The sequence below is a fragment of the Acidobacteriota bacterium genome (genome assembly GCA_038040445.1).
GTDB classification, from domain to species: domain Bacteria; phylum Acidobacteriota; class Blastocatellia; order UBA7656; family UBA7656; genus Onstottus_A; species Onstottus_A frigus.
In genome coordinates this window covers 66,122-78,442 of record JBBPIG010000010.1, presented here as the reverse complement: position 1 = coordinate 78,442, position 12,321 = coordinate 66,122, and the positions used below count along the sequence as shown (strand labels likewise).

8 protein-coding genes are annotated in these 12,321 nt (G+C 58.2%); all 8 read right to left on the bottom strand.

Annotated elements, in window-relative coordinates; genetic code table 11:
* Window positions 1–134: 134 nt before the first annotated feature.
* The 8 genes from AABO57_13010 to AABO57_12975 all read right to left on the bottom strand — a co-directional run bounded on the left by AABO57_13010 (window position 135) and on the right by AABO57_12975 (window position 12,281).
* Window positions 135–707, bottom strand: a complete 573-nt coding sequence (locus tag AABO57_13010) for a GNAT family N-acetyltransferase (GenBank protein MEK6286653.1) — start codon at window positions 705–707, stop codon at window positions 135–137.
* An 8-nt stretch (window positions 708–715) separates the two neighbouring features.
* Window positions 716–2,170, bottom strand: coding sequence for an amidohydrolase family protein (locus AABO57_13005; GenBank protein MEK6286652.1), 1,455 nt, complete (start codon window positions 2,168–2,170; stop codon window positions 716–718).
* Between the two features lie 17 nt (window positions 2,171–2,187).
* A complete protein-coding gene (locus AABO57_13000) occupies window positions 2,188–2,739 on the bottom strand; it encodes a serine hydrolase domain-containing protein (protein MEK6286651.1) in 552 nt (183 codons plus the stop codon).
* A gap of 575 nt (window positions 2,740–3,314) precedes the next feature.
* Window positions 3,315–5,705 carry an ABC transporter permease gene (locus AABO57_12995; protein MEK6286650.1) on the bottom strand — a complete coding sequence of 797 codons (2,391 nt, stop codon included), beginning with the start codon at window positions 5,703–5,705 and terminating at the stop codon, window positions 3,315–3,317.
* Between the two features lie 112 nt (window positions 5,706–5,817).
* A complete protein-coding gene (locus tag AABO57_12990) occupies window positions 5,818–8,277 on the bottom strand; it encodes an ABC transporter permease (protein MEK6286649.1) in 2,460 nt (819 codons plus the stop codon).
* Between the two features lie 106 nt (window positions 8,278–8,383).
* The gene (locus AABO57_12985; protein ID MEK6286648.1) at window positions 8,384–8,521 is read right to left on the bottom strand and encodes a hypothetical protein; all 138 of its coding nucleotides are present in this window, start codon (window positions 8,519–8,521) and stop codon (window positions 8,384–8,386) included.
* A 22-nt stretch (window positions 8,522–8,543) separates the two neighbouring features.
* A complete protein-coding gene (locus AABO57_12980; protein MEK6286647.1) occupies window positions 8,544–10,988 on the bottom strand; it encodes an ABC transporter permease in 2,445 nt (814 codons plus the stop codon).
* A 144-nt stretch (window positions 10,989–11,132) separates the two neighbouring features.
* Window positions 11,133–12,281: a SpoIIE family protein phosphatase gene (locus tag AABO57_12975; GenBank protein MEK6286646.1), complete on the bottom strand. Its 1,149-nt coding sequence runs from the start codon at window positions 12,279–12,281 to the stop codon at window positions 11,133–11,135.
* Between the last annotated feature and the right edge of the window lie 40 nt (window positions 12,282–12,321).

The following is a 12,321-nucleotide window of genomic DNA, read 5'->3' as shown; positions in this document are numbered from 1 at the left end:
CGTTTCGCTAGCATGGGATCAGTGCGAATCCGTCGAACCCGCCTCATCGGTGGTCTATGAGTTCGCTTAGACCACGGATGACACTGATTCGGCGGATTCGCGCGGATACCCTCCTTCACTAGGGAACCGCATGATTAATTAATCTCACATCTCATTATCGGCCGAGTCTCCGAGCGCCTTTCGCATTCAACGAAGCCCGCCTTCAGAAACGCGGAAGCCAGCCCGGTCCAGGCGAACGCATCGGGCATCTCATCCTTGCGCGGCTCGACCGGGTAACCTTCGACGATCTTGCCGCCGCGCTTGCGAACATAGTCCGCCGCCGCCTTCAGCAATTCGACCGATACTCCTTTCCGCCTGTACGGCCTTGCGATGAACAAACAGACAATCGACCAAACCGATTTGTCATCGAGACGCTTCAACACCCGAGAGCGCTCGAGGGCCGAATACGTTTCACGCGGCGCAAGCGCGCACCAGCCGATCGGTTTGCCATTCGCGTATGCGAGAATCCCCGGCTCTTTGCCGGAATCAACAAGGGCTTTGAACGCGGTCTTGTTCTGCTCGCCCTTTTGTTCTTCAAACACCGAGCGCTTCAATCGCCACAACATGCACCAGCAGCCTCCACACGCGCCGCGTTCTCCGAATAATTCTTCGAGGTCGCTCCATCGATCAGGAGTCAGCGCCTTGAACTGGAGAGTTTGAAGCTTCATACAATCTCTCATTTGCGCGCAGCCGCAGCCGCCACCGAAGCGAGCATTTCGTCGAGCGCGCGCCGGTCGTGATACTTGCCTTGAAAGAATACGCCGGCAATCTTGAGCGTGTTGTTAATGTCATCGAGCGGGTTCGCGTTGAGCAGCACCAGGTCGGCGACCTTCCCCGTTTCGATTGTGCCCAGGGAGATGTTGAGTCCGAGAAAGGTCGTCGGGTTCTTTGTCGCGGCTTGAATCGCTTCCATCGGCGTCAGCCCCGCTTTCACCAGCAGCGCCATTTCATCGTGAACGCCCCAACCCGGAAACAGCAGCGGGTTAGCGCCGAAGTCAGAGCCAGTCATCAGCTTGACGCCGGCGCGCTTCATCGCACCGATCACTTCAAGATACTTCTTCACCAGCTTCTTTTCAGCGGCCAGGCGCTCCGGCGAGCGGTTCTTCAGATGCGCGTTGTTCTTTGGGTCCCAGTACTCACGAATGTAGCGCGGCAAATATTTCAGGCGTTCGGCGTACTTCGCGGAATCATCTTCAAATGAAGCGTTGTTCTGCCAGACGACCACCGTAGGCGTTTGCCACGTGTTGTTCTTGACGAACTTCGCGAACAGGGCTTCGGCTTTCTTCTCGTCGTAGGTCGCCAGCATCGTCTCGATGTAGGGCCGCCGGCGTTCGATTGGCGAAGCTCCGGCCTCGCGCAGTTCATCCAGTTTCTTCTTAACTGCATCGCGGTCCGAACAGGACTCGACGATTTGCAGCAGGTGCTCTTCGCTTGCCTGTCCCGCATCGGAAGCTTCGGCGGGCGTCACCGAATCGGGCACGTGTCCGGCAAAGGGAATCCCCAGCTTCTTCGATTCATCGGCGATTGCGAAGTAAGCTTCACGCGGGAGCAGCGAGTAAACCTTCACGAAGTCGGCGCGCGCATTCTTCAAGTCGCGAACAGCCTGGCGAGCCTGATCTGCGTTTGAGATCGCTGTCGAGCCGGGCCACATCGGCTTCGGCCCGTCGAGCAGAGGACCACACGCCTTGATGTGCGGCCCAATCATCGTTCCCGCGCCTGCCCTCTTGCGCCAATCCTGCAACAGGCTCAAGTCGCCGCCCATGTCGCGAATGCCGGTTACGCCGTTGGCGATCAGCAAGGTAAGAAGCGACTCTTTGTCTTTTGGCGGAGGATTAACCGGCCACAATTCGGGATCATCCGGATGAGCGTGCATGTCCCACAAACCGGGAATGAGAAACTTGCCTCTGCCATCGACTATACGAGCGCGGCTGGGCATGGACACTACCGAGGTCTTGCCAATCTGGGCAATGCGGTAGCCGACTATGATGACCGTAACGTCGGTTAGTGGCGGCGCTCCGGTGCCATCGATCACGGTGACGTGCATCAACGCGACGTAGCTCAGTTGCAGCGATTGGGCCGGCGCCAGGACTGCTATCGACGCCAGCGCCATCAACCAGCGGATGGATTTCACTAAGTCTACTCTCCTGCTTAAGCAGCTTTCTTTTTTTCGAGCTCCCCGATGATTATACGCATCGCGTCGGCGATGTAATCTCGCGGTCCCTTCTTCAACGCGCGACCCGCGTCGGTGTTGAACTGAACCGCGATCGCGATCTTCTGCCGCGGAAAATATTCCATCTCCGACCGGTATCCGGGGAACCAGCCCTCGTGCCCGTAGCTGACGCCCCACTCGCTCGGTCTTATCTGCACCGCGAGCCCGTACTTATTTCCCGCGCCGCTGCCACGGCCTTCGTTCGCCTCGACTCCGGTCAACATCTGATCGAGCGAGCCGTTCTTCAAGACCCCGCCTTCGTAAAGATGCCTGGCCCATCGCGCGAGGTCCTCGGCCGTAGAAGCGAAGCCTCCGCCGGTCCATTCCATTTGCGGATTGATGACGAACTTTCCATCGACGATCACCCGGCCTTCGAAACCGAACGGGCTGTTGGGCATCGAGTAGCCGTGCTGCCGGCAAGCATGCGATCGGTTGGTTTGAGAGCGATCTTGTTTTCGACGTCGGCCAGACCCGCCGACACCGAGCCCGATCTTCCGTCGGGTAAGACGAATCCAATCGTCGCGCCCGGGAACGAAGCTGATCGGTGCAACTCGTCGAGCTTTGTTTGCAGGCTCGCGCGCAGCGCCGACAACTCGGCGTCGTTCGCGCGGTCTTTGCTGTTTGCGCCGGAAGAGTTCGCTGGGAGCGCGGCGGTCCCGGCTGCCTCCGGATCCACGTTGTCCGCGCGAAGCGGCTGGGACGGCCGCGCTCCCACATGCGAAGCGTTGGTGCTAACGGCAACGGGCAAGCTTGGCGCCAGCAGCAGCAAGATCAGCGGGAGCAGTTTTTTCATAATCATCATAATCATCATTAATCATCAGGGCGGTAGCTTTCATGCTCGCCCACGCACTCAGCGGCCGTCAACGCTACCTCGGATAGAAGATCGAGGATAGAAGATCGAGGATCGAGGATAGAGGATCGAGGATAGAGGATCGAGTATCGAGTATAGATCGAGAATATCTTCCATCTTCTATCCTCGATTTTCTATCTTCTATCCTCGATCTTCTATCCTCGATTCTCTATCCTCGATTCTCTATCCTCTATCCTCTATCCTCGATCCTCTTCTTCATTCGTGCCGCAGCGCGACCATTGGGTCCACTCTCATCGCGCGGCGCGCTGGGATGAAACTGGCTGCCAGAGCCACTCCTGTCAGAAGCAGCGAAATCACTATGAACGTGATCGGATCGGTCGCGCTCACTTGATAGAGCATCCCCGAGATCGCCCGCGTTACGGCGAAAGAGCCCAGCAGCCCTGCCGCCACACCAATAACGGCGAGCGCCATTCCCTCTCCCAGCACGAGCCGCAAGATGTCGCGAGGCTGAGCCCCCAGCGCCATGCGGATGCCCATCTCATGCGTTCGCTGCGCGACCGCAAACGACATCACGCCGTAGACGCCCACCGCCGCCAGAGCCAGCGCGAGCGTCGCAAACACACCCAGCAAGATCGCAAGAAAGCGCGGCTGGGCCACTGAGCGCGACAGGACCTGTTCCATCGTGCTGAAGTTCTCGACCGGTTGATCTTTGTCGATGGAATGCACCAGCGCGCGCAACGGCACGGCCAGAGTAATGGCCTCGGAATCTGCTCGCGCCACCAGCACCATGCTTCTAAAGGGCGCCTGCAAAAACGGAAAGTACACTCCCGGTTCATGCTCCTCTTGCAATCCCGTGTGTTTGACGTTCCCAACGACTCCAACGATAGTGGGCCCCGAGTCTCCAAACGGAATTTGCTTTCCGAGTGGGTCCTGGTCAGGCCAGAACCGGCGCGCCATGATCTCGTTGATAATCACGACATCGGGAGCGCCCTTTGCGTCGCTCGTCGCGAATGGCCGTCCCTTCAGCAGGGGAATCGCCATTGTGCGAAAATAGTCCGGGCTAACAATCTGCATGTTAGCCCAATTCTTGCCGGCGCTCTCACGACCCACGATGGTGAAGCTGGTCTTCATTTCATTACCGCTCAGAGGAACGGCCGTTGTAAGAGCCACGGACCGCATGCCGGGTAAGCTCTCGGCACGTTCAAGAAGCTCCTGAAAAAACGCTGCCTGCTGATGTTCCTGTGGATACTTGTATTGGGGGAGCGAGAGTTCCATCGTCGTCAGATTCTCGGTACGAAAACCGGGGTCAACAGAAACCAACGCGAGAAGACTCCGACCCATCAAGCCGGCGCCAACGAGCAGAATCAGCGACAGGGCTATTTCGGAGACTACCAGCAAGCCGCGCAACAGACGACGGGTGCTCATGCTCGAGCCGCGGCCGCCTTCTTTGAGGGTTTCCTGCAGGTCAATGCGCGTGGCTTGCCGGGCCGGCGCCAAGCCGAAGAGTAACCCGGTCAGCAGAGTAGCAATCAGTGTGAAACCGAGTACCCGGCCGTCAATTCTGATCTCCTCGATGCGGGGAAGATTTGAGGGCGACAGCGCGCGGAGCGCGTCGATCCCCCACAATGCCAGCAGCAGACCCAGCGCTCCACCGAGCAAGGCTAATACAGTGCTTTCGGTGAGCAACTGCTGAATCACACGCCGGCGGCCCGCGCCCAACGCCACGCGGATGGCGATCTCCTTTTGTCGAGTTGCCCCGCGCGTCAGCAGGAGGTTGGCGACGTTGGCACAGGCGACCAGCAGCACGAACCCCACTGCGGCCAGCAGCACCAGCAAGCCTTGCTTCACATTGCCAACCACTTTCTCTTGCAAAGACACCACGCTGACGCCCCAGCCGGAGTTTGACTGCGAGTATTCACTCTCGAGCTGATGGGCAAGCGTCGTCATTCCCGCGCTGGCCTGTTCAAGCGACGTCTCAGGCTTGAGTTTCGCGACCACTTGCAAGTAGCGCCCGCCCCGCGCTTGCTGAAGCACCGCGGGCACGTCGAGCGGCGTCCAGAGATCCACGTCGCGGAGGAAGCGAAAGCCCGGGCTCAAGACACCCACTACGGTGTATGGAGAACCGTCGAGGGTTAAGGTTCGTCCCACGATGCCCTCATCTCCGCCAAATCGACGCTGCCAAAATCCGTGACTGAGAACGACAACCTTGGCCTGGCCACGCTTCTCTTCGTCCGGTAGAAAGACGCGGCCGAGGACCGGCTCAGCTTCCAACATCGGAAAAAAGGCCGCCGAGACGCTCTGCCCTCTGACGCGCAGAGGCTCATCTTCGCCGGTTAGAGTGAGGGACTGCCCGGTGAAGCCCGCGATGTATTGAAAAACCTGGTTCTGTTCCTTCCAATCCTTGAAGTCCGGAAAAGACGCGCCAATCGGCTCGTTGAAGCCCTTCGGATTGGACGCCCTGACCGCCACCAGCCGATGAGCGTCCTTGAAGGGCAGCGGCTGGAGTAAGACACCGTTCACCACGCTGAAGATGGCGGTATTGGCTCCGATGCCGAGAGCCAGCGTGATCACAACCACGGCGGTGAAGCCGGGCTTCTTGAGCAACATTCGAATGGCGTATCGCAGGTCTTGTAGTAAAGTTTCCATAATGTGAGGTCAGGGTTTTCAACGTTGCGAGTTCAGGGTTCCGAGTTCAGGGTTCAAGTTCTGGTCCACACCTGACCAAGGAATTCAGAACCCGGAACCCGGAACCGCGAACCTATTCATATCTAAGCGCCACCATCGGATCCACTCTCATCGCCCGGCGCGCGGGGATGAAACTGGCTGCCAGAGCCACTCCTGTCAGGAGCACCGGAATGATCGCAAAGGTCAACGGGTCAGTTGCGCTCACTCCGTACAGCAAGCTTGTCATCACGCGAGTTACCATCAGCGCAGCCCCCAGCCCGATCGCCACCCCGAAAAGCGTCAGCATCAACCCTTGCCCGACTACCAGCTTCAGCACGTCCCCGGCGCTGGCGCCCAAGGCCATTCGAATACCAATCTCGTGAGTGCGCTGACTGACAGAATAAGAAACGACGCCGTACACGCCGACCACTGCCAGCACAAGCCCCAACAACCCGAACGCAGTCGCAAGTCGCGCCCCCAGCCGCACAAACAGCAACGCGACGCCGTCACGCAGGTGCGACATCATCGTCTTCACGTCGTATAGCGGAAGATCGCGGTCAAGTTCGCGCACGACTTGTCTGACGCCGGCCAGCACCGTCGCGTCGTCGCCCGCGCTGTGCACAAAGATGGTCATCTCTCCACGGTAGTTCTGCCCAAACGGGATGTAGAAGAACGCGCGCGGGTCCTCGCCGAGGAAGACGTACTTGCCGTCGCGCACTACGCCGATCACTTCGAGATATGGCCCTTCGCGCTTGAGCGCGAATCGCTTGCCCAGTGCCTCCTGATCCGGCCAGTACCGCTTCGCCATCGTCTCGTTCACGATCGCGACCTTTGGCGACGACTCGTCGTCGCGCTCGGTGAACTCACGTCCTCGAAGCACCGCCGTTCCCATCGTCTGAAAATATCCGTGCCCAACCGTGTTGCAGAAAATTGTCGTGCGGTCTTCTTCCTCGCGCCCGGCAGGACGGCCCTCGAAAAAGACATCCTGAGCGCTGTTGTTGTAAGCAAGCGGCGTGGTTGAGGCGAGGCTCGCGTTAGTGACGCCCGGAAGAGTCCCGACCCCAACGGTCAATTGTTTGAAGAACCGCCGCCCGCGCGCTTCATCGTAGCCCTGGGCTTCCGGATCCATCGAAGCCATCGACAGGTTCTCGGTTCGAAAACCCATGTCGATCTTTTCCGCGTTTTTGGCGCTTTGAATAAAGAGACCGGCGCAGATCAGAATGAGCAGCGAAACGGCTACCTGACCGACGACCAGCATGCTTCGAATCCGACGGCGGCCTGAAGCGGCTGAGCTTCTGCCTCCTTCCTTTAGCGTCTCGTTCAGGTTCGGGCTCGAGGTTTGAAGCGCGGGCGCGACTCCCGAGATCAAGCCGGTCAACACGGCGATGCCGAGCGAGAAGACTTGCACCCGCCAGTCGGGCTCGATCGCGAACCGAACCGGAGCGTCGGTCGAGACGCGTATGCTCGTAAGCCAGTCGATTGCCCAGAAGGACAACAACCATCCGAACATTCCGCCGGCGATCGCCAGCAATATGCTTTCCGTCAGCAGCAATCGGACTATGCGAGCGCGGCTCGCGCCCAACGCGAGCCGGATCGCTATCTCCTTTTGCCGCGCCATCGCGCGCGCCAGCATCAGGTTTGCGACGTTCGCGCACGCGATCAGCAACACCAACCCGACCAGCGCCATGAACACTCCCGCGATTCGCGGGACGTATTCGGCGATCGAGATGATCGGCCTCGAGTGAGTCTCGAGCTCGAGCGCGAAGCTTGTTGCCTTGTTCGTCTCCGGGTACTTCTGCTCGAGCTGGCGCGCCAGCACGTCGACCGCAGCCCGCGCTTGATCGAGGCTGACACCCGGCTTCAATCTCGCAAGCACGTGCAAATCTGTGTCGCCTCGCCGCGCAAACCGCCCCGCGGACTTCGGGTAAAACCGCTCTTGCATGCCCAGCGGTACGTACAGCTCGAGAGCTAGCAGCGACTCGGTGCCCTTGAAGCTTTGGGGCGCGACTCCAATGATCGTAAACGGAATGCCGTTGAGCTTCACCGTTCGCCCGATCGCAGACTCCTGACCGCCGAAGCGTTTCTGCCAATAAGCGAAGCTCAATACAACAACCGGTTCGGCGCCGGGAACACGGCTTTCCTCGGCGGTAAAGGTTCGGCCTAAGACGGCATCGACTCCAAGCATTGAAAAGTAATTGCCGGTGACGAACTCGGCCCAGGCCCGCTCCGGCTGACCGTCAGCCGCAAGATTGAAGACGGCGTTGTGAAACGCGATGACGCCGGAAAAGACTTCCGTGCGATCGCGAAGGTCCTCATAGTTCGGATAAGACACTTCGTAGGGGACTTCAAAAGTGTTGTCCTTCGTCCCCAGTGCGACAAGCTGATCGGGGTCCTTTACTGGCAGCGGTTGAAACAAGTATGCGTTAACTATGCTGAAGACGGTGCTGTTCACGCCTATACCGAGCGCCAGAGTTATCACGGCGACGGCTGTGAACCCTGGGTTCTTGAGTAACGCTCGGACGCCGAATTTCAGATCTTGCCACAGAGTGTCCATTTCAGATCACCTCAAGTTTGGTTTCTGGTTTCTGGTTTGTAGTTTCTGGTTTCGTGACGCGGCTCCGTCCACTGCAACAACAAACTAGAAACTAGAAACCAGAAACCTATTCATTGACGACGCTGAAGATTGCAGTATTCGCGCCGATGCCCAAAGCAAGTGTGATGATGGCCACGAGCGTGAAGCCGGGCTTCTTGACCAGCATTCGCGCGCCGTATCGCAGGTCTTGAAGTAAATTGTTCATCGCATTTCCTTCCTTTCAGGTTTCATTCAAATCGCAGCGCAATCATCGGATCCATCTTCGATGCCCGTCGTGCCGGTACGTAACAAGCTAGGAGCGACACGATTGCCAGCAACGTTGCTACCCCAACGAAGGTCAAGAGATCCATCGCGCTTACGCCATACAGGAAGCTTGATAGCAAACGGGTAAGCGCCAAACTTGCCAGCAGACCCAGCGCAATGCCGGTCAACGTAATACTCAATCCTTGGCGGAATACAAACTTCAGAATGTCGCCGCGGCGTGCGCCCAGCGCCAGACGGACGCCGATTTCGCGGGTTTGCAATCCGACGAAATAAGCGACTACGCCATAGACGCCGAGGCTGGCGAGCAGCATGGCCAGTATTCCGAGAATAGCCGCCGCAATGCTGGCAATGCGCAGTGGCATCAGCGCAAAGCCGAGATGTTCTGTCATAGTGTTTGTATTGACGATCCGCAGGTTGCGATCAAGCGCAAGCAGTTCCCGACGCGCGGTTTCAAGCAAGGGTCGCGGGTCATTCTCAGTGCGTACCAACAGCGTGCTTGATTCCTGGTAATGTTGCAGGAAGGGCAGCGAGAAAAAGGGGCGAGGTTCTTCAAAAAGCGAAATGTATTTGCCGTCGCGCGCAATGCCGATGATTTCCAGAAACGGTCCTTCCGCGCCGGCGAGACTAAGCCTTTTGCCCAGTGCTTCCTGGCCGGGGAAGTAACGGCGCACCAGCGATTCATTTACGATAACGACACCCGGCGCACCTGCCCCATCCTGTTCACTAAAATCACGCCCGCGCAGCAAAGGTGTTTCCATCATTTGAAAATAGCGCGGGCCGGCCACGTTGGAAAAGATCTCCATATCCTCACCAGGATGGCGTTGGTACCCTTCAAAAGTCACACTGCGCCGATACCCGTCAAAATCTAGCCCCGGTTGATCCACCAGACTGACGGCGCGCACGCTGGGCAGCGCTCGCAAGCGCTCGATCATCTGCCGGTACAGTTCGATGCCATTGGCCTTCTGGGTATCCCTGACCTCCACCGTCAAGAGCAGCAGGTTTTTCGGATTGAACCCCGGGTCAGTGGCGTCAGCATTCATCAGACTGCGTAGAAACAAACCGGCTCCAATCAGCAGTAACACCGAAATGGCTACCTGTGTAACCACCAGTCCGCTACGCAAACGCGAGCGGCGATACCTGATTGTGTTGCCCTCGTCCTTGAGCGCGCTCACGAGATCAAGTTTGGTGGCTTGCAGCGCCGGAGCTAGACCGAAAGCCAAGCCCGTGCTGAGGGAAACAACGAGCGTGAAAAGCAGCACTGCGGCGTCGGGACTGAGATTCAAGCCCAACGGAGGCAAAAAACTGCTGATGAAATCCGTCGACCACCAAGCGATGAGCAAGCCGAGCGCGCCGCCTAATCCTGCTAATAACAAACTTTCGATCATTAGTTGCTGGATCAGTTGCCGCCGCGTCGCGCCTAACGCCAGCCGTACGGCAATCTCTTTGCGGCGTGTCGTCGCGCGCGCCAGCAACATACTTGCGAGATTGGCACAAGCGACCGCCAGCACCAGCCCAACCACCGCCAGCACCAGTCCAGTGACGCCCAGCGCGGCAGCGCGCGCAAGGGGAGGAATACGTGATTGACTTTCAGGTAATAGTGTAATGACGCGGGCTTCGCCTTGCAGGTTTGTCCAGTCTTGAGGATATTCCGCGCGTTGCTGTTGCACGAGGGTGGAAAAATGCGCCCGGGCCTGGGCGAGACTGACGCCGGATTTGAGGCGCCCAATCAACCACATTGAGCGCGAACCTCGGTTGTCGAGCATATCGTCACCGGGGAGAATGCGTGGAGTCATCGCCATCGGCAACCAGATATCCGTTGGGACACCGCGCGTGACACCGGTGAAGACGGGCGGCGCAATGCCGATCACCGTATAACTCAGGTTGTTGAGCAGGATTGGCTTTCCTATCAGGTTGGGATCGCAGCCGAAGCGGCGCTGCCAACAACCATGACTCAACAGTACAACCGGATGCGAACCCGGCGTGCGGTCTTCTTCGGGCAGGAACGCCCGCCCGCTTACTGGTTTTACGCCCAATACCGTAAAGTAATTCCCGGTGACGATCTCTGCCTTGAGAGGTTCTTCGGACTGGCCAGCAGTACCTAGAATCACGGACTGGCCCCAATAAGCAATCAGCCCTTCCATTACTTCGGCTCGCTCACGAAAATCCAGGTAATCGGGGTAAGAAGATCCACCATACAACGGGCCGCTGAAATCGCTGGTATAAAGCGTGACGAGTTCTTCAGGCTTGGTCACCGGCAACGGCTTCAACAACACAGCATTGACGACGCTGAAGATCGCCGTATTCGCGCCAATGCCCAGTGCCAGCGTGAGTACGGCAATCAACGTGAAGCCCGGTTTCTTCGCCAACATTCGCGCGCCGAAGCGCAGGTCTTGAAATAGAGTGTGCATCGTTCCTCCAGATTGACAGTTCCGGGTTCCGGGTTCGTGGTTCAGGGTTCAGAGTTCGTGCGACTGATATTGCCGCCGAGCCAATTGATTCCTAACGCCGAACCACGAACCCTGAACCCTGAACCGCGAAGCTAGAAACCTCTTTCATGCGCACAATACCAGCAGCGTTGCGTCGTCCTGAAAGTCTCCGCCACTGAAGCTGACCAAGGCTTGCACAATTCGATCTCGCAACGTCTTGGCGTCAAGCTTTCTACCTTGAGTAAGCAGTTCGATCAGCCGCTCCTCACCGAACTCCTGCGCCGAGGGGCTTCTGAGTTCGGTGACGCCATCGGTGAACAGCAATAACCGGTCACCCGCTTTTAGCTCGATCTCGTCGTGTTTATAGCTCCAATTCGGAAACGGACCCAGCACCGCGCCTCCGCCCTCGAGCCGAAGCAGAGAGCCGTCCTGCCGCACGAGCAAAGCCGGGTTGTGACCGGCATTCGTGTACACGAGCTTCTTCTGTTCTGCATCAACCATGCAGTAGAAGAATGTGATGAATTTGTCTTCGCCAATGCTGGTGGAAACGATGCGATTCACTCTTGCGCATAACTCGGAGGGCGAAACTGTTTCCGACGCGAAAGCATGAACGGCGGCTTGCACGTTGGACATCAGCAACGCTGCGGGCATCCCCTTTCCTGAAACGTCCGCGATACACAGCGCCGCTTTGCTATCGCCGAACTTCAACACGTCGTAGTAATCGCCGCTTACCGATCGAGCCGGCCGCCACGCGGCGGAGATGCTGCACCCCTCGATCTGCTGAATCTCATCGGGCAGCAGTCGCCGTTGAATGCTTCGCGCTTCGACAAGCTCGCGCTCCTGTTCTTTTTTGAGCCGCTGCGTCTGGCGCAGCACGTGACCCATCTCGATCTGGGTACGGAGGATCGAAAGAAGCCGGTTGTTCTCCCACGGCTTAAGCACGAAGTCGCGCACGCCGCGGCGCATCGCTTCGACCGCGAGCTCGACGCTTCCCCAGGCGGTCATTACGACGATCGGCAGCGTGCTGTCCACGGCTTGAACTCGCGACAACAGATCGAGACCTTCCTGACCGGAGGTCGTGTCGCGCGCATAGTTGAGGTCCATCAACAGCAGATCGAAATCGTGAGACTTCAACGCTTCGATGACATCGTTCGGGGTGGACACCCCTTCGGTCTGATAGCCTTCGCCTTTGAGCAGCAGTCGCAAGGCTTCTAAAACATCGGGCTGATCGTCGGCGATCAGAGTTCGTGGAGCGGTAGGATTTAGAGCTGACATAACTAATAACCTCGGTGCTTACTAGCCAAGCCGCGTGCCA

Coding starts and splice junctions, on each gene's coding strand:
- AABO57_12985 (MEK6286648.1), bottom strand. CDS start 8,521: ATGAACAATTTACTTCAAGACCTGCGATACGGCGCGCGAATGCTGGTC.
- AABO57_12980 (MEK6286647.1), bottom strand. CDS start 10,988: ATGCACACTCTATTTCAAGACCTGCGCTTCGGCGCGCGAATGTTGGCG.
- AABO57_13010 (MEK6286653.1), bottom strand. CDS start 707: ATGAAGCTTCAAACTCTCCAGTTCAAGGCGCTGACTCCTGATCGATGG.
- AABO57_12975 (MEK6286646.1), bottom strand. CDS start 12,281: ATGTCAGCTCTAAATCCTACCGCTCCACGAACTCTGATCGCCGACGAT.
- AABO57_12995 (MEK6286650.1), bottom strand. CDS start 5,705: ATGGAAACTTTACTACAAGACCTGCGATACGCCATTCGAATGTTGCTC.
- AABO57_12990 (MEK6286649.1), bottom strand. CDS start 8,277: ATGGACACTCTGTGGCAAGATCTGAAATTCGGCGTCCGAGCGTTACTC.